Origin of the sequence: Streptomyces sp. NPDC021224, assembly GCF_044332905.1 — a bacterium.
Lineage (GTDB): Bacteria > Actinomycetota > Actinomycetes > Streptomycetales > Streptomycetaceae > Actinacidiphila.
Genome location: NZ_JBIRPW010000003.1, coordinates 534,476 through 552,007 on the forward strand (window position 1 = coordinate 534,476; position 17,532 = coordinate 552,007).

At 74.2% G+C, this 17,532-nt stretch carries 17 protein-coding genes; 12 read left to right on the forward strand and 5 right to left on the reverse strand.

The features are described from left to right. The first annotated feature begins 2 nt into the window (after positions 1-2). From ACH4PY_RS10795 to ACH4PY_RS10825, 7 genes are all read left to right on the forward strand, one after another. Positions 3-746 carry an amino acid ABC transporter ATP-binding protein gene (locus ACH4PY_RS10795; protein ID WP_398178759.1) on the forward strand — a complete coding sequence of 248 codons (744 nt, stop codon included), beginning with the start codon at positions 3-5 and terminating at the stop codon, positions 744-746. 84 nt (positions 747-830) lie between these two features. Further along, the gene (locus ACH4PY_RS10800) at positions 831-1,772 is read left to right on the forward strand and encodes a glutamate ABC transporter substrate-binding protein (protein ID WP_398178762.1); all 942 of its coding nucleotides are present in this window, start codon (positions 831-833) and stop codon (positions 1,770-1,772) included. Continuing rightward, the gene (locus ACH4PY_RS10805) at positions 1,772-2,416 is read left to right on the forward strand and encodes an amino acid ABC transporter permease (RefSeq protein WP_398178764.1); all 645 of its coding nucleotides are present in this window, start codon (positions 1,772-1,774) and stop codon (positions 2,414-2,416) included. The genes ACH4PY_RS10800 and ACH4PY_RS10805 overlap by 1 nt, the downstream gene beginning before the upstream one ends. Beyond that, positions 2,413-3,264, forward strand: coding sequence for an amino acid ABC transporter permease (locus ACH4PY_RS10810; protein ID WP_398178767.1), 852 nt, complete (start codon positions 2,413-2,415; stop codon positions 3,262-3,264). Before ACH4PY_RS10805 ends, ACH4PY_RS10810 begins: the two co-directional genes overlap by 4 nt. A gap of 142 nt (positions 3,265-3,406) precedes the next feature. After that, positions 3,407-5,275, forward strand: coding sequence for a transketolase (locus ACH4PY_RS10815; protein WP_398178770.1), 1,869 nt, complete (start codon positions 3,407-3,409; stop codon positions 5,273-5,275). 162 nt (positions 5,276-5,437) lie between these two features. Beyond that, positions 5,438-6,451, forward strand: coding sequence for an SGNH/GDSL hydrolase family protein (locus ACH4PY_RS10820; protein ID WP_398178773.1), 1,014 nt, complete (start codon positions 5,438-5,440; stop codon positions 6,449-6,451). 63 nt (positions 6,452-6,514) lie between these two features. After that, complete coding sequence (locus ACH4PY_RS10825) at positions 6,515-7,267, forward strand: ZIP family metal transporter (RefSeq protein WP_398178776.1); 753 nt, start codon at positions 6,515-6,517, stop codon at positions 7,265-7,267. On the opposite strand, the gene ACH4PY_RS10830 is transcribed toward ACH4PY_RS10825, so the two are convergent. The 3 genes from ACH4PY_RS10830 to ACH4PY_RS10840 form a co-directional block, all read right to left on the reverse strand. Further along, on the reverse strand, positions 7,236-8,021 hold the full coding sequence (locus ACH4PY_RS10830) for a hypothetical protein (protein ID WP_398178779.1): 786 nt from the start codon (positions 8,019-8,021) through the stop codon (positions 7,236-7,238). The genes ACH4PY_RS10825 and ACH4PY_RS10830 overlap by 32 nt on opposite strands. Before the next feature lie 77 nt (positions 8,022-8,098). Beyond that, complete coding sequence (locus ACH4PY_RS10835) at positions 8,099-8,656, reverse strand: isochorismatase family protein (protein WP_398178782.1); 558 nt, start codon at positions 8,654-8,656, stop codon at positions 8,099-8,101. Beyond that, positions 8,653-9,051 (reverse strand): MarR family winged helix-turn-helix transcriptional regulator, encoded by a 399-nt coding sequence (locus ACH4PY_RS10840; protein WP_398179342.1) that lies wholly within the window; start codon positions 9,049-9,051, stop codon positions 8,653-8,655. The genes ACH4PY_RS10835 and ACH4PY_RS10840 overlap by 4 nt, the downstream gene beginning before the upstream one ends. Positions 9,052-9,392: 341 nt before the next feature. Between ACH4PY_RS10840 and ACH4PY_RS10845 the strand changes: the two genes are divergently transcribed. Continuing rightward, positions 9,393-10,685 carry a hypothetical protein gene (locus ACH4PY_RS10845; protein ID WP_398178785.1) on the forward strand — a complete coding sequence of 431 codons (1,293 nt, stop codon included), beginning with the start codon at positions 9,393-9,395 and terminating at the stop codon, positions 10,683-10,685. A 297-nt stretch (positions 10,686-10,982) separates the two neighbouring features. Here the strand turns inward: ACH4PY_RS10845 and ACH4PY_RS10850 are convergent, their stop codons facing one another. After that, entirely contained in the window at positions 10,983-11,759 is a 777-nt protein-coding gene (locus ACH4PY_RS10850) for a hypothetical protein (protein ID WP_398178788.1), read from the reverse strand. Between the two features lie 167 nt (positions 11,760-11,926). Then, positions 11,927-12,244: a hypothetical protein gene (locus ACH4PY_RS10855; protein WP_398178790.1), complete on the reverse strand. Its 318-nt coding sequence runs from the start codon at positions 12,242-12,244 to the stop codon at positions 11,927-11,929. 645 nt (positions 12,245-12,889) lie between these two features. On the opposite strand from ACH4PY_RS10855, the gene ACH4PY_RS10860 reads away from it, so the two are divergent. From ACH4PY_RS10860 to ACH4PY_RS10875, 4 genes are read left to right on the forward strand one after another with little or no spacing between them, the layout of a single operon-like run. Then, complete coding sequence (locus tag ACH4PY_RS10860; RefSeq protein WP_398178793.1) at positions 12,890-13,732, forward strand: nitrilase-related carbon-nitrogen hydrolase; 843 nt, start codon at positions 12,890-12,892, stop codon at positions 13,730-13,732. Between the two features lie 13 nt (positions 13,733-13,745). Continuing rightward, positions 13,746-15,071, forward strand: a complete 1,326-nt coding sequence (locus tag ACH4PY_RS10865) for an aspartate aminotransferase family protein (protein WP_398178796.1) — start codon at positions 13,746-13,748, stop codon at positions 15,069-15,071. Beyond that, a complete protein-coding gene (gene hydA, locus ACH4PY_RS10870) occupies positions 15,068-16,468 on the forward strand; it encodes a dihydropyrimidinase (RefSeq protein ID WP_398178799.1) in 1,401 nt (466 codons plus the stop codon). The genes ACH4PY_RS10865 and hydA overlap by 4 nt, the downstream gene beginning before the upstream one ends. Positions 16,469-16,512: 44 nt before the next feature. After that, positions 16,513-17,526, forward strand: a complete 1,014-nt coding sequence (locus ACH4PY_RS10875; protein WP_398178802.1) for a TIGR03842 family LLM class F420-dependent oxidoreductase — start codon at positions 16,513-16,515, stop codon at positions 17,524-17,526. Positions 17,527-17,532: the final 6 nt, after the last annotated feature.

Consider the following 17,532-nt stretch of genomic DNA (forward strand, 5'->3'; position numbering starts at 1 on the left):
GTATGCCGGCAGAGCCGCTGATCGTCCTCGACGGCGTCAACAAGCACTTCGGGCAGCTCCATGTGCTCAAGGACATCGACCTGACCGTGGCGCGCGGCGAGGTCGTGGTGGTCATCGGTCCCTCCGGCTCGGGCAAGTCCACGCTGTGCCGGGCGATCAACCGGCTGGAGCCGGTGCAGTCCGGCACCATCACCGTCGACGGCAGCCCGCTGCCCGCCGAGGGCCGCGCGCTCGCCCGGCTGCGGGCCGACGTCGGCATGGTCTTCCAGTCCTTCAACCTCTTCGCGCACCGCACCGTGCTGGACAACGTGACGCTGGCACCGCTCAAGGTGCGCCGCCGCGCCAAGGCCGACGCGGTGCGCCGGGGCCGTGAACTCCTCGACCGCGTCGGCCTGCTGGACCACGCCGACAAGCTGCCCGCCCAGCTCTCCGGCGGGCAGCAGCAGCGCGTCGCGATCGCCCGCGCGCTCGCGATGGACCCCAAGGTGATGCTCTTCGACGAGCCGACCTCCGCCCTCGACCCGGAGATGATCAACGAGGTGCTGGCGGTCATGCAGCAGCTCGCCGAGGAGGGCATGACGATGGTCGTGGTCACCCACGAGATGGGCTTCGCGCGGTCGGCCGCGGACCGCGTGGTCTTCATGGCCGACGGGCGGATCGTCGAGGACCGGGTGCCGGAGGAGTTCTTCACCGACCCCCGCACCGACCGGGCCCGCGACTTCCTGTCCAAGATCCTCCACCACTGACGCCACCGACCCCACCGACCCCGCCGACCCGCACCGCCCTTGCGCCCCCACGATCCGCCGCCGACCCGCCGGGACCCCTGTCACGTGAGAGCCACTCCGCGCCGCCCCCCGCGGACCGCCGCCCCGCTGCTGCTGGTCCTGATCGCGCTCGCCCTCCTCGCGCCGCTGTCCGGCTGCGGCCGGTCCGGCAGCCCGCCCGTCAAGGGCCCCGAACCCGGCGACCTGCCCTCCTACCGCGTCGACAGCTCCTTCTCGCTGCCCGCCTCGCCCACCTGGAAGCGGGCCCACAGCCGCGGCCGGCTCGTCGTCGGGGTCAAGGACGACCAGCCCTACCTCGGCGAGAAGGACCCCGCCACGGGCGTCTACTCGGGCTTCGACATCGAGATCGCCAGGATGACGGCCGCCTCCCTGGGCTTCCCGGCGAACCGCATCACCTTCAAGGCCATCGCGTCCGCGAACCGGGAGACCTCACTGAGCAACGGCCAGATCGACATGTACGTCGGCACCTACACCATCAACCCGCTGCGCAAACGCCAGGTCGGCTTCGCCGGGCCCTACTACATGGCCGGGCAGAGCCTGCTGGTGCGGTCGGACGAGAACGACATCCACGGGCCGCAGGACCTGAAGGGCAAGAAGGTCTGCTCCGCGGCCGGTTCCAGCTCCATCCAGCGCATCCAGTCCGACTACCCGGACGCCACCCCGGTCACGTACGACACCTACTCGGTGTGCGTGGACAACCTGCTCACCTTCCAGGTCGACGCGGTGACCACCGACGACGCGATCCTGGTGGGCTACGCGGCCAAGGCGCCCAAGGAGATGAAGGTCGTCGGCAAGCCCTTCTCGCAGGAGCCCTACGGGATCGGGGTGAGCCGCTCCGACACCGCGCTGCGCCTCGCGCTGGACGACGCGATCGTGGCGCACGAGCGCAACGGCGACTGGAAGCGGGCCTACGACGCCACGCTCGGCCTGTCCGGCGTGCCCGCGCCGAAGCCGCCGCCGGTGGACCGCTACCCGGGGGGCGGCTGATGGACGTCCTGACCCAGAACTTCTCCCTGTACGGCAAGGGCCTGTGGGGCACCGTGCAGCTCACACTGCTCGCCGGGGCGCTGTCGCTCGTGGTGGGGGTGCTCGTCGCGGGCTGCCGGGTCTCGCCGGTCAAGGCGCTGCGGGCGTTCGGCACGGCGTGGGTGACGGTGCTGCGCAACACGCCGCTGACGCTGCTGTTCTTCGCCGTGCTGCTGGGGCTGCCGCGGTTCGGGGTGGTGCTGCCCTTCCAGCTCTTCGCGATCCTGGCGCTCGGCGCCTACACCTCGGCCTTCATCTGCGAGGCGGTGCGGTCCGGGATCAACACCGTGCCGCTCGGCCAGGGCGAGGCGGCCCGCAGCCTCGGCATGAACTTCACCCAGACCCTCGCGCTGGTGGTGCTGCCGCAGGCGGCCCGCTCGGTGATCTCGCCGATCGGCTCCACCCTGATCGCGCTGGCCAAGAACTCCGCGATCGCCGGGTCCTTCTCCGTCACCGAGCTGCTCGGCACGTACAAACCGCTCAACGAACAGGGCTACGGGATCGTGTGGACCTTCGTGTGGATCGCGGTCGGCTACCTCGTCGTCACCCTCGCGCTGGCGGGCGTCTTCGCCGTGCTGGAGCGGAAGTTCGGGGTGCCGCGATGACCGCCGAGTCCGGGAGCAGCGCCCTCTACGACATCCCGGGCCCGCGCGCGCTCGCCCGGCACCGGCTCTACGCCTGGATCACCACCGCGCTGCTGGCCGCGGTCGTCGGCTTCGTCGTGTACAAGCTGGTCGAGACCGGGCAGTTCTCCGCGGTGAAGTGGCGGCCGTTCACGTACAAGGGCATCCAGCGGCTGCTGCTCACGGGGCTGAAGAACACCCTCAAGGCCTTCGGCTGGGCGGCGCTGGCCTCGCTCGTCTTCGGGGTCGTCTTCGCCGCCGGGCGGCTGTCCGACCACCGGGCGGTGCGCTGGGTGAGCGCGCTGGTGGTGGAGTTCTTCCGGGCCATGCCGCTGCTGGTGATGATCTTCTTCATCTTCATCGCCCTGAAGTTCGACCCGATGATCGCGCTGGTCATCGGCCTGACCCTGTACAACGGCTCGGTGCTGGCCGAGGTCTTCCGCTCCGGCGTCAACGCCGTCCCGCGCGGCCAGCGCGAGGCGGCCTACGCGCTCGGCATGCGCAAGACGCAGGTCATGACCTACGTGCTCGTGCCGCAGGCGGCCCGCGCGATGCTGCCGGCGATCGTCAGCCAGCTGGTGGTGGCCCTCAAGGACACCTCGCTCGGCTATCTGATCACCTACCAGGAGTTCCTCTACTCCGGGAAGCTCATCGCCACCAACCTCGACTACGACCTGCCCTTCATCCCCGTCGTGATGGTGATCGCGCCCATCTACATCGGCATGTGCATGCTGCTGTCGTGGTGCGCCAACCGGCTCGCCCGGCACGAGCGGCGCAGCCCCAGGGCCGAGGCCGTCCCCGTACGGACCGAGCTGCCGCAGGAGATCTGAGGCCGCGGGAGATCTGAGGCCGCCGACGGTCCTCACGCACGGTCGCCGCCGCCGCACGGTACGCGTTCCCGGTTTGCCCCGGGCTGTCCCGGGCAGCCGCACCGCAGGGACGGACCGACCCCGCGAGGAGGACGACGGCGCCATGAACGACACCATCACCCACACCCCCGTCACGAGTGACACCGACCTCGCAGAGCTGGGCCAGCAGCTGCGTGTCGACTCGGTCAGGGCCGCCGCGGCCGCCGGGTCCGGGCACCCCACCTCGTCGATGTCGGCCGCCGACCTGATGGCCGTCCTGCTCGCCCGGCACCTGCACTACGACTTCGCCCACCCGGACCGGCCGGGGAACGACCATCTGATCCTCTCCAAGGGCCACGCCTCCCCGCTGCTGTACTCCGCCTACAAGGCCGCCGGGGCCATCAGCGACGACGAGCTGCTGACCTTCCGCAAGCGCGGCAGCCGCATGGAGGGCCACCCCACCCCCCGGCTGCCCTGGGTCGACGTGGCCACCGGCTCGCTCGGCCAGGGCCTGCCCGTCGGCGTCGGCATCGCCCTCGCGGGCGCCCGCCTCGACAAGGCGCCCTACCGCACCTGGGTGCTGTGCGGGGACAGCGAGATGGCCGAGGGCTCGGTGTGGGAGGCCATGGAGGCCGCCGGCATGGAGGGCCTGGACAACCTCACGCTGATCGTCGACGTCAACCGGCTCGGCCAGCGCGGGCCCACCCGGCACGGCTGGGACCTCGACGCGTACGCCCGGCGGATCCGCGCCTTCGGCTGGCACACCGTCGAGATCGACGGCCACGACATCGCCGCCATCGACCAGGCCATGACCAAGGCCCGCGACACCCGCGGCGCCCCCACCGCGATCATCGCCCGGACCCGCAAGGGCCGCGGGGTGGCCGCCGTCGAGAACCAGGAGGGCAAGCACGGCAAGCCGGTGCCCGACGCCGACGAGGCGATCCGCGAGCTGGGCGGCCGCCGCGACCTGCGGGTCGAGGTCCAGCCCCCGCCGGACACCGCACCGCCCGAGCGCGGCGGCGGCGACCCGCACACCGCGCTGCCCCGCTACCCCACCGGCGGCTCGCCCGTCGCCACCCGCACCGCCTTCGGCGAGACGCTGGCCGCCCTCGGCTCGCTGCACGACGACGTCGTGGTGCTGGACGGCGAGGTCGGCGACTCCACCAAGGCCCAGCTCTTCGCCGCCGACCACCCCGAGCGCTACTTCGAGTGCTACATCGCCGAGCAGCAGCTCATCGGCGCCGCCGTCGGCTTCGGGGTGTGCGGCTGGACGCCCTTCGCCGCCACCTTCGCCGCCTTCCTCACCCGCGCCCACGACTTCCTGCGGATGGCCGCGGTCAGCCGCTCGCGGATCAACGTCGTCGGCACCCACGCGGGCGTCGCGATCGGCGAGGACGGCCCCTCCCAGATGGCGCTGGAGGACCTGGCCATGATGCGCTCGCTGCACGGCAGCACCGTGCTCTACCCCTGCGACGCCAACCAGACCGTGCAGCTCATGACCGCCATGGCCGACCGCCCCGGCATCAGCTACCTGCGCGCCACCCGCGGCGACACCCCCGTCATCTACGGCCCCGACGACGCCTTCCCGGTCGGCGGCAGCAAGGTGCTGCGCTCCCACCCCGACGACCAGGTCACCCTGATCGGCGCGGGCGTCACCGTGCACGAGGCGCTGGCCGCCGCCGACCAGCTCGTCGCCGACGGCATCCGGGCCCGCGTGCTGGACCTCTACTCGGTCAAGCCCGTCGACACCCAGGCGCTGCGCACCGCCGCCGAGGCCACCGGGCGGTTCGTCATCGCCGAGGACCACCACCCCGAGGGCGGCCTCGCCGACGCCGTGATGGAGTCCTTCGGCAACGGATTCCCCGCCCCCCGGCACACCCGGCTCGCCGTCTTCACCATGCCGGGCTCGGCGACCCCCGCCGAGCAGCTCGACGCCGCGGGCATCCACGCCTCCTCCATCGCCGCCGCGGCCCGCAAGCTCGTCACGACCTGAGCGCATGACCGAAGGGCCGGGCCCGTACGCGCCCCGTACGGGCCCGGCCGCGCGAACGCCGGGTGACGCCCGCATGGAGTAAGTGCGTCGTGCCCATTGACAGCGCACCGCGCGCGGCTGAAACCTTGCTCGACGTCAGCGTCGACGCAGGGGAGGGGCCGCATGGCGGCGATATCCGGTACGGGCAGGGGCAGCGCGGACACGGCGGGGGAGGAGTCCCCCGGACGCTCCGGACGCTCCGGACGCTCCGGACGCTCCGGGCTGCGGGCCGCGGCCCTCGGTGCCGCCGCGATCGGCGGGGCCCTCGCGCTCACCGCCGCCGCCGTCAGCCCCGCCGCCGCGCACGGCGACCCGCACCACGGCCACCACGGCAGGCCGCCCGCCCACAGCGCGCCCGCCGTCGACTACGTCGCCCTCGGCGACTCCTACACCTCGGCCCCCGGCGTGCCCGCCCAGATCGACGCGAACTGCGTGCGCTCCGACCACAACTACCCCTCGCTCGTCGCCGCCGCCCGGCACTACCGCGGCTTCACCGACGTCAGCTGCGGCGGCGCCACCACCGCCCAGATGTGGCAGGCCCAGGGCACCAACCCGGCCCAGCTCACCGCAGTCACCCGCGACACCGACCTGGTCACGCTGCAGATCGGCGGCAACGACGTCGGCTTCGGCTCGATCATCGCCACCTGTGCGGGCCTGAGCGTCACCGCCCCGGCCGGCAGCCCCTGCAAGGACCACTACGGCGCGGGCGGCACCGACCAGCTCACCGTCAACGTGCTGCGGACCGCCCCCGAGGTCGCCAAGGTGCTGCGCGCGATCCACCGGCAGGCCCCGCACGCCGAGGTCGTCGTGGTCGGCTACCCCGACCTGCTGCCCGACCAGGGCCCCGGCTGCTTCCCCGCGGTGCCCTTCGCCGCCGGCGACGTGCCCTACCTGCGTTCCACCGAGAAGAAGCTCAACGCCATGCTGCGGGTCGAGGCGCTGCTCGGCGGCGCCTCGTACACCGACACCTACGGCCCGACCGTCGGCCACGACATGTGCCAGGCGCCAGCGGACCGCTGGATCGAGCCGCTGACCCCCGCCCCGCCCGCCGCTCCCGCGCATCCGAACGCGGCCGGCGAGCAGGCGATGGCCGCCGCGCTGTCGGACACCCTGGACGGCCGCGGGCACCGCCGCTGACCTGGACCGCAGGTAAGGCGACCCTGAGTCGCGGGCGCGCGCGGCGTCATGGATCATCGACCCATGCCGGTCCTGATAGCCGCGTGCGCCTTCGCCATGACACTCGTCGGCGGAGTCGTCGCCCACCGCATCGGAGACCGCCGCCACCTCGTCCTCGGACTCGCCGCCGGACTGATGCTCGGTGTCGTCGGTTTCGATCTGCTGCCCGAGGCGCTGGAGACCCAGCGCCGGGTCGTCCACGGGGTGCCCGCGGCGCTGCTGATGTTCGTCGCGGGCTTCCTCGCGCTCCACGTCGTCGAGCGTTCGGTCGCCATCCACCGCGCCCACGAGGGCGAGTACGCCCCGCACGCGCACGGCCACGGGCACGCCCACGACCCCGTCAAGGGCATAGGCGTCACCGCCGCCGCGGCCCTGGTCGGCCACAGCGTCATGGACGGCTTCGCGATCGGCGCCGCCTTCCAGGCGGGCAGCACCGTCGGCATCGTCGTGGCCATCGCCGTCGTCGCGCACGACTTCGCGGACGGCTTCAACACGTACACGATCACCCGGATGTACGGCAACGGGCAGCGCCGTGCCCAGCTGCTGCTCGGCGCGGACGCCCTCGCCCCCGTCGTCGGCGCCGCGGTGACGCTGGCCTTCACCATCCCGTCCGGCGTGCTCGGCCTCTACCTGGGCTTCTTCGCGGGCTTCCTGCTCTACCTGGCGACCTCGGACATCCTCCCCGAGGCGCACAGCCCGCACCCCTCCAGCTCCACGCTGCTGTGCACCGTCGCCGGGGCCGGCATCATGTGGCTGGTGATTGGTCTCGCTGACTGAGCTTCTTGGCCGCCGCGCGGGCGGCCGACCGGGAGGACGACGTCGCCTGCTTGGACACGTCCGCCACCAGCTCCACGACGTCCGAGCCGTAGGACTGGGAGTTCACCACCTTGAGCAGCAGGCAGAAGGTGCCGTCCACCCCGTGCTTGCGCGCCAGCCGGACATGGTGCCGGGCCAGGTAGCGCGCCGCCGCCTGGGTGGCGATGCCGCGCTGGCCCGAGAAGAGGAAGACCGGCCGGTCGTTGCCGGTGTCACCGGCCGCCGCGAGCCGCGCCAGGAGCACGTACTCGACCGCGCCCTTCTCCATCTCGTACGCGCTGCCTCCGATGGTGATCGCCCCTTGCAGGGGGCCGGGCGCGGGGTCGGTGTTGACCTCCACACCGGGCAGCATCGAGCGCAGGTGTGCGGCCAGGCGGGAGTTCTCCACCGGCCCGCCGACGCAGAACTCGGTGCGCGCGCCGAAGCCCTGCCAGGACGTGTCGTGCGCCAGCACCTCCGTGTGCGCCCCGCACTCCTGGATCACGGCGGCCAGCTCCAGCAGCGCGAACGCGTCGTGCCGGGCCAGGCTCCAGCTCCGCGAGCCCGGGTCGCGCGGCACCACCAGCAGGCACTCGGAGTCCGTCGGCAGCCCGAAGAAACGCTGCTTGCGCCGCAGCCTGCGCTTCCACAGATAGGTACGGGCGTACCAGCCGGCCGCGACACACACGGCGGCGGCGAGCAGGCCCAGGACCAGGTTCCGGAGGTCGTCGCTCATGGCGCGGCATCGTAGCGTTGTTCGACTGGTGCCGACTACGGCCCGGACGGGGCCGTAGCCGGCCGTCGCCGCGCGGGTCAGGCGGGGAGCAGCGCCAGGATCTCGTCGGCGGTACCCGTCTCGCCCAGCCGCGGGAAGATCGTCGCGACCGAGCGCTCGTGCGCGGCGAGGTCGGTGTCGGTGACCGAGTCGGTCGCGACCGTGACGTGGTAGCCGTGCTCGTACGCGTCCCGCGCGGTGGACTCCACACCGATGCTGGTGGAGATGCCGCACAGCACGATCTGCGTCACCCCGCGGCGGCGCAGCTCCATGTCCAGGCCGGTGCCGTAGAAGGCGCCCCACTGGCGCTTGGAGACGGTGATGTCCTCCGGCTGCCGGTCCAGCTCGGGCACCAGTTCCGTCCACTCCGCCGGGAAGGACGTGACGGTCGCCGGACCGCCGTCGGTACGGCCGGGCGCCACGCCCGTGACGTTCACCAGGACGACCGGCAGCCCGGCCTTCCGGAAACCGGCCGCCAGCCGGGCACTGCGGGCGACGACACCGTCCGCGGGATGCGCGGTCGGCAGCCCGACGATGCCGCTCTGCAGGTCGATGACGACCAGGGCGGTACGCGGGTCGAGAGTGGTCGCGGTCATTGCGGGACATCTCCTGAGGGGTTGCTGTCGTGCGGGGTCTCCGCCAGGCGGCGGAGCAGCGGGAGCGCCGCCGCGAGCGCGCGGTGCTCCCCGGGAGTGAGCCGGCCGTCGATCGCCTCCGCCAGCCACCCGCGCCGGGCCGCGCGGCCCGATCCGAGCAGGGCGCTGCCGCCCGCGGTCAGCGAGAAGACGACCTGCCGGCCGTCGGTGGGGTGCGGGGCGCGGGCCACGAGCCCGCGCTCCTCCAGCGCGGCGAGCGTCATCCGCATCGACTGCGGCCGCACCAGCTCGCCGCGCGCCAGCGCGGCGGTCGTCGTCGGCCCCTCGGCGGCCAGCCGCCCCATCACCGACTGCTGCGACGGCGTCAGCTCGGCCTCCGCGGAGGCCGCCCGCATCCGCCGCCCCAGCCGTGCGACGACGGTGGCCAGCTCGTCCGCCGTCTCGGCACCTTGGCTGCTCACGGGGCCACGGTAGGAGGAGGACAGGAAAACTTGCAAGTTTGCCTGTCGAGTGAGGGCTCTTTCGGCGGTGGCCGCCGCTGGTCGGGTGAGGGCGGAAGGCCCGTGTCCGGGCGGCCGGAGCGATCGGTCGCCGCACGAAAACGCTACGTAGCAGTGCCGTAACGCGGCGGGTGTCCAATGCCGTGTCCGACGCGCGCGCCGGGTGCCGCGTCCGAACGCGGCCCGTGGCACGCGCGCCGCGTCCGATTGCCCCGCGGCGGCCGACGGAGGAGCTGTTGACACCGGAATTCCTGCACTGCTTCCGCTCCCTGCTCGCCGCGCTCGGCGAGCGGCCCGGTTGGTACGCGGAGTACGCGCGGCGCGACCCCGACGCGGCCCGCGCGCACGAGACGGGGCACGAGGTGCCGCCCTGGGACGTCGTCCGCACTATCCTGCGCGACCTCGCACGCAACGCCGGGGCCTCCGACGCCGGTCCCGCCGACGTCGGGCGCGTCCACACCCTGCACGCCGCCGCCGTCGCGGCGGAGGACGCCCGCCCCGGTGCCGGGGCCCGCCTGTACGCGCGGCTCGCCGCCGCCGAACGCGCGCACGAAGCCGCTGCCGCCCGCGCCCGCGACGCCGCCCGCGCGCACGCCCGGCAGCCGAGCGCCTCCCGCGCGGGCTTCCTCGCCTGGACCCGGGACGACCTGGAGCGGGCCGTCGCCCGCCGGACCGCCCTGCACGCCCGGCTGGGCGCGGTGCTTCCGGCCACCGAGCCGCCGGGCGGTACGGACGCGGACGCGGCACCCGCACCGCGGCCGCGGGGCGCCCGGTTCGCCGGGGCGCCCGCGCAAGGGGACGCGGGGGAGCGGCCGGTGTCCGTGCCGCGCGGTCCGGTGCGGTCCGTAGGCGAGCCCGCCCGCGCGCCGCGGGGTGCGCGATTCGCCGGGGCGGCCGCGGGGGAGCCCGGGCCCGCGCCGCGGGCTGCGGCCGAACCCGCCCCCGCACCGCGCGGGGCCCGGTTCGCCGGGGCGCCGAAAGAAGCCGCACGTTCCGAGCCGCCCGCGCCCGACCCGCGCTGGACGGCGGAGGCCCGCGCGGAAGCCGCCCGGCTGCTGCGACTGCGGGCCGCCGGGGACACCGGGGCCGCCTACCTCGCGCTCAGCGCTGCCGCGCAGGGGCCCGCCGAGCGCATCCCGTACATCGTGCGGGCCCTGGAACGCACGGGGCTCACCGCCGACGCCGGGACCCTCCTGTGGGAGATCGCCGCGCTGCCGGCCGCCGCGGTCGCCGCGGCGGTCGCCGCGCTCGCCGTCGACCGGCGCGACGCGCACGCCCGCACGCTGCTGCACCAGATCGCCGCCCGCCCCGCGGCCGAGGTCGCGGCCGTCGCCGACCTCCTGTACTCCGCCGGGCACACCGGGGAGGCGGCGGAACTCCTCGAAACGGTGGCCCGTGCGCGGCCCGCGGACGCCGCGGCGGACATCGCCCGCGCCCGCCCCGCCCTCACGGCGGCCCTCCTCGCCGCCGCCGCCCGCGTCGCCCCACCCTGCCGCCGCGACGTCGCCGCGGCCCTCCTCCGCGGATGACCCTTGCGGGGCTTGGCTTCTTTCACCCCGGGGTGCCTCTTGGGGTGGTTTGCGTGACCTTCCCGCCGCGGTGGCTGGTCGCGCAGGTGCTCGCGTCCCTGGAGGGGCTTGCCCTGCGGTGAAGGGTGAGCGTTTTTCGGGGCGCGTGGGGGCACCTCCCAGGCGGAGCCTGGGGGAGAACTGCGCGACAAGCCACCCACCGGCCGCAAGGTCCCGGGATCACCGCACCCGGCAGCCCGCAGGGCGAAGCGCGCCCCCCCGCGCCGGGGGGAGAGGCCTCCGTTCTTGGGGGCGACCTCAAGAACGGGGCGCGTCCAGTTGCGTGAAGCGGGCCTCCGCGGAGCGGAACGCGCCGCCCCCCACCCCGAAAGGCTGGCGGAAGGGCTGGTTGAGCTGAGCCGCGAGCACGATCGCGAAGGCCACCGCCGCCCCGGCGAACCCCACCGCGACGAGGTGGCGCGGCGCGGCCGTGAGCCCGAGTACCGCCGGGAAGGTGAGCAGGAAGGCCCCGGAGACGACCATCGCCACCCACACGACCCGCGGGATCCCCGCGGTGACCGCGGCGGCGCGGTCGGACCTGGTCTCGTACACGGTCGCCAGCGCCGACTGCGCCGCCGCCTTCGCCGCCTGCTCCTCCGGCCGCGCCGCCGAGGCGCCGCGCACGGCCGCCCGTACCCGGTCGAGCGCCTGCCACGTCTGCGGACTGGTCCGCCCACGGGCGAGCTGCGGGTATTCGACGTCGCGGACGTCTTCCGTGTACGCGCGCAGCAGCCCGCGCACCGACGTGCGGTCGGCGGGGGCGAGCCCGCCCGCCGCCCAGTACGTGTCGGTGAGCGCCCGCGCCTCGTCGTACGTGCCGGTGCGCGCGTTGCCCAGCGCGGACCAGCTGCCCGCGACCTGGAAGCCCGTCAGCAGGATGAAGGAGCTGAGCAGCACTGCCCCGATCAGGGACAGTCCGTTGCCGGAGTCGCCGTCGGGCGCGGGCACGCGGCGCCGTCCGAGGAACCACCCGGTGGTGAGGGCGAAGGCCGCGCCGCCGAGCGCGGAGAGGACGAAGAGCAGGTAGTGCGGCATGGCGCTCCCAGGGGTGCGACGGGAGGGGGGAGGGGCGGCGCGGGCGTCAGCGCCGGCGCCGGAACGTGCGGTAGGGGACAGCCGCGAGCACGGCGGGCAGCAGCACGACCGCCATCGTGAGCAGCCACCAGCGCGCGGCGCCGCCCCCGGCCCCGTGCGGGTACGGTTCACCGCCCGGCGGAGGGGCGTAGGCCTGCGCACCGGACGGCGAGGCGGACACGCGGGCGGCGGGCGCCCTGCCCGGAGCGCTGCGTACGGGCGGGTCCGGCCGCCCGCGCGCGGGCCCGGGTGCGGACCCGGCGACGGGAGGGGCCGCGGGCGGCGAGGCCGCCGGGGGCGGCGGTGGAGGGGCGGACGTCACCGGTGGCGTCGGCCGGGTCGTGGGCGGCAAGGTGACGGGCGGCGGTCCGGTCGGCGTCGTCGGGGGCGTGCCCGGCGGGGTGCTCGGCGGAGCACTCGGCGGGGCACTCGGATGCGGGCCGCACGCGCCGCCCACCCGGACGGTGACCCGCCCGATCGGCAGCAGGACCACCCCGTCCACCCGCACCAGCACCTCGACCCGACCGTCCCGCCCGCACACGACGACGGTCACCCCGCGCGGCCCGTGCGGGGGACCGGGCGTGGGCGTGGACGCTGCGGAGGGGCCTGCGGCCAGCAGGAGTCCGGACGCGGCGGCCACGGGGAGGGGCCACCGCGGAGGGCGTACGGCTTTCACGAACATTACGGTAAAAGCCGATATTCCATCAGGTCAGCGGAATGGGGGAGTATGGCGTGAACCGACCGCGTGTCCCCCGGGGTTCGAACACCCCGCCCCCTCGGCGCGGCTCTTGACGGCCGCGCCCTCGAACACGACCGTCGCCTTCCGGCCACGCGCACTTCTCGCCGGGGATGCCTCGTGCGGTGGTCCGCGTGATCTTCCCGCCGTCGTGGCTGGTCGCAAGGTCCCGGGACCACCGCACCCGGCAGCCCGCAGGGCGAAGCGAACCCCGGTGCCGGGAAGGCCAACGCCCCCACGGCGAGTGGGCCGTACGGGTCAGCCCGCGGCGACACAGGGGCGACGGCCGCGCGCGAGCGCACCCCGCGGGGGACAGTGGGGCGACGTGACGCCACGTCAGAGGGGCAACAGCCGCATGAGCAACGTCGTACGCGCCGCACTGGTCCAGGCGGCCTGGACCGGCGACACCGACTCGATGGTCGCCAAGCACGAAGCGCACGCCCGTTCCGCCGCCGCGCAGGGCGCGCAAGTCATCGGCTTCCAGGAGCTGTTCAACGCCCCGTACTTCTGCCAGGTGCAGGACACCGCGCACCACCGCTGGGCGGAGGCCGTGCCGGACGGGCCGACCGTCCGGCGGATGCGGGACCTCGCCCGGGAGACGGGCATGGTGATCGTCGTACCGGTCTTCGAGATCGAGCAGCCCGGCGTGTACTACAACACCGCCGCGGTGATCGACGCGGACGGCAGCTACCTCGGCAAGTACCGCAAGCACCATCTTCCGCAACTGCCGGGCTTCTGGGAGAAGTTCTACTTCCGGCCGGGCAATCTCGGCTGGCCGGTCTTCGACACGGCGGTGGGCCGGGTCGGTGTCTACATCTGCTACGACCGGCACTTCCCGGAGGGCTGGCGGGCGCTGGGGCTGGCGGGGGCGCGGCTGGTGTTCAACCCGAGCGCGACCAGCCGCGGCCTCTCGTCGTACCTGTGGCAGCTGGAGCAGCCCGCGGCGGCGGTGGCCAACGAGTACTTCGTGGCGGCGATCAACCGGGTGGGCCGCGAGGAGTACGGCGACGACGACTTCTACGGCACCAGCTACTTCGCCGACCCGCGCGGGCAGCTCGTCGGCGATGCCGCGTCCGCCACGGAGGAGGAACTCCTCGTCCGCGACCTGGACTTCGGCCTGCTGGACGAGGTCCGCACCCAGTGGGCCTTCTACCGCGACCGGCGCCCGGACGCGTACGGCATCCTGACGGGGGCGTGAGGGCGTGGCCACCGTGACCGAGGGACCGCACGAGGCCCTGTACGCCCGGCACCGCGCGGTGCTGCCGGACTGGCTGGCGACGTACTACGAGCGGCCGATCGAGCTGACGCGGGGCGAGGGCCGCCATGTGTGGGACGCCGAGGGCAACCGCTACCTGGACTTCTTCGGCGGCATCCTCACGACCATGACCGCGCACGCGCTGCCCGAGGTCACCGCGGCGGTCGCGGCTCAGGCGGGGCGGCTGCTGCACTCCTCGACGCTCTACCTGAGCAGCCAGGCCGTGGAGCTGGCGGAGCGGATCGCGCGGCTGTCGGGCATCCCGGACGCCCGGGTGTTCTTCACGACCTCCGGCACCGAGGCCAACGACACCGCGCTGCTGCTGGCCACCGCCTACCGCGGCTCCAACCAGGTGCTGGCGCTGCGCAACAGCTACCACGGCCGTTCCTTCAGCGCGGTCGGCGTGACCGGCAACGCGGCCTGGTCGCCGACGAGTCTGTCCCCGCTCCAGACGCTGTACGTGCACGGCGGGGTACGCGGCCGCGGCCCGTACGCGCACCTGGCGGACCCGGACTTCGTGACGGCGTGCGTGGCCGACTTGGAGGACGTGCTCGGGCAGGCGGGCGGCCGGGTCGCCGCGCTGGTGGCCGAACCGGTGCAGGGCGTCGGGGGGTTCACGATGCCGCCCGACGGGCTGCTCGCGGCCTTCAGGCAGGTGCTCGACAAGCACGGCATCCTGTGGATCACCGACGAGGTGCAGACCGGCTGGGGCCGTACCGGCGACCACTTCTGGGGCTGGCAGGCGCATGCGGCGGCCGGGCCGCCGGACGTCCTCACCTTCGCCAAGGGCATCGGCAACGGCATGTCGATGGGCGGTGTCGTGGCCCGCGCCGAGGTGATGAACTGCCTGACCGCCAACTCCATCTCGACCTTCGGCGGCAGCCCGGTCACGGCCGCCGCGGCGCTCGCCAACCTCGACTACCTCGTCGGCCACGACCTCCAGGGCAACGCCCGCCGGGTCGGCGGCCTGCTGCGGGCCCGGATCGAGGCCGCCGCCGCGCGGCTGGACCTGGTGCGCGAGGTGCGCGGGCGCGGTCTGATGCTCGGGGTGGAGATGGTCGTGCCCGGCACCGACCGCCCCTCGGCGCAGGCCGCGAGCGCGGTCCTGGAGGCCGCGCGGGAGAACGGCCTGCTCGTCGGCAAGGGCGGCAGGGCGGGCAACGTGCTGCGGATCGCGCCGCCGCTGTCGCTGACCGTCGCCGAGGCCGAGGAGGGCGCGGACATCCTGGAGACGGCGCTCGCCGCGGCCCACCAGGACTACGCGGCGCGGGTGGCCCTGTGACGCCGCGGACCCTGATCCGCGGCGGCCTCGTCGTCACCGCCGCCGAGGAGACGCACGCCGACGTGCTGATCGAGGCGGGCCGGATCGCCGCGCTGGCGGCGCACGACAGCGCCTCCGCCGCGTCCTTCACCGCCGACACCGTGATCGACGCGACGGGCCGCTACGTCGTCCCCGGCGGTGTGGACGCGCACACCCACATGGAGATGCCGTTCGGCGGCACCACCGCGTCCGACACCTTCGAGACCGGCACCCGGGCCGCCGCGTGGGGCGGGACCACGACGATCGTGGACTTCGCGGTCCAGCAGGTCGGCGGCTCGCTGCGCGCGGGCCTGGACGCCTGGTACGAGAAGGCCGACGGGCGCTGCGCGGTCGACTACGGCTTCCACATGATCGTCGCCGACGTCCACGACCGGACGCTGCGCGAGATGGACGCCCTGGTCGAGGAGGGCGTCACCAGTTTCAAGCTCTTCATGGCCTACCCCGGCGTCTTCTACAGCGACGACGGGCGGATCCTGCGCGCCTTCCAGCGGGCCGCGGCCAACGGCGCCCTGCCGATGGTGCACGCCGAGAACGGCATCGCCATCGACGTGCTGGTCCGGCAGGCCCTGGAGGCGGGCCGGACGGACCCGCGCGTGCACGGCGAGGTGCGGCACGTGCTGCTGGAGGCCGAGGCGACGCACCGGGCGATCCAGCTCGCCCGCGTCGCGGGCTCCCCGCTCTACGTCGTGCACGTCTCCGCCGAGCAGGCGCTCGCCGAACTGACCGCCGCCCGCGACCTGGGGCTCCCGGTCTTCGGCGAGACCTGCCCGCAGTATCTGTTCCTGTCCACCGCCGATCTCGCCGCACCGGACTTCGAGGGCGCCAAGTACGTGTGCAGCACCCCGCTGCGGCCGCGCGAGCACCAGGCGGCGCTGTGGCGCGGCCTGCGCACCGACGACCTCCAGGTGGTCTCCACCGACCACTGCCCGTTCTGCTTCGCCGGGCAGAAGGAGCTGGGCCGCGGCGACTTCTCCCGCATCCCCAACGGCCTGCCGGGCGTGGAGCACCGGATGGACCTGCTGCACCAGGCCGTCGTGGAGGGCAGGCTGAGCCGCCGCCGCTGGATCGACGTGGCGTGCGCCGCGCCCGCCCGGATGTTCGGCCTCTACCCGCGCAAGGGCACGATCGCGCCCGGCGCGGACGCCGATGTCGTCGTCTACGACCCGCACGCCGAGCAGACCCTCTCCGCGCGCACCCACCACATGAACGTCGACTACTCCGCCTACGAGGGCCGCACCCTCACCGGCCGGGTCGAGACCGTGCTGTCGCGCGGTGTCCCGGTCGTCGACCGCGGTACGTACGTGGGCCGCGCGGGGCACGGCCAGTTCGTCCCGCGGGGCCTGTGCCAGTACCTGTGACCCCGTGTCCGTGACCGTCACGCACCAGCGAGGAGCGCGGCCCCATGCACTTCGGCCTCGTGCTGCAGACCGACCCGCCCGCGTCCGACGTCGTCGCGCTCATGCGGCGCGCCGAGAGCCGGGGCTTCCGGCACGGATGGACCTTCGACTCCGCCGTGCTGTGGCAGGAGCCCTTCGTCATCCACAGCCGCATCCTGGAGCACACCGAACGGCTGACCGTCGGCACCATGGTCACCAACCCCTCGACGCGCGCCTGGGAGGTGACCGCCTCCACCTTCGCGACCCTCAACTCCATGTACGGCAACCGCACCGTGTGCGGCATCGGCCGTGGCGACTCGGCGATGCGCGTCGCGGGCCGGCCGCCCGCCACGCTGGCCCGGCTGGGCCGCGCGATCACCGCGATCCGCGACCTGGCCGAGGGCCGTGAGGCGGTCGTCGACGGCACCGCGCTGCGGCTGCCGTGGGTACGGGAGGGGCGGCTGCCGGTGTGGATGGCCGCGTACGGGCCGAAGGCGCTGGCCATGGCGGGCGAGCTGGCCGACGGCTTCATCCTGCAACTGGCCGACGTCCACCTGACGGCCTGGATGGTCAAGGCGGTGCGCACCGCGGCCGAACGCGCCGGGCGCGATCCGGCGTCGGTCACGGTGTGCGTGGCCGCGCCCGCGTACGTCACCGAGGGAGCCGCGCCCGCCGACCTCGCGCACGCCCGCGAGCAGTGCCGCTGGTTCGGCGGCATGGTCGGCAACCACGTCGCCGACCTGGTCGCCCGCTACGGCGCGCACTCCGCCGAGGTGCCGGAGGAGCTGACCGCGTACATCCGGCAGCGGCAGGGCTACGACTACGCCCACCACGGCCGCAGCGGCAACCCCGACACCGCCTTCGTACCGGACGCGATCGTGGACCGCTTCTGCGTCGTCGGCCCCCCGCAGGCGCATGTGGCCCGGATGCGCGCGCTGCGCGGCCTGGGTGTCGACCACTTCGCCCTCTACGCGATGCACGACGCCAAACAGGCCACCGTGGACGCGTACGGCGAGCATGTCATCCCCGCGATGGCGTGACCCTGC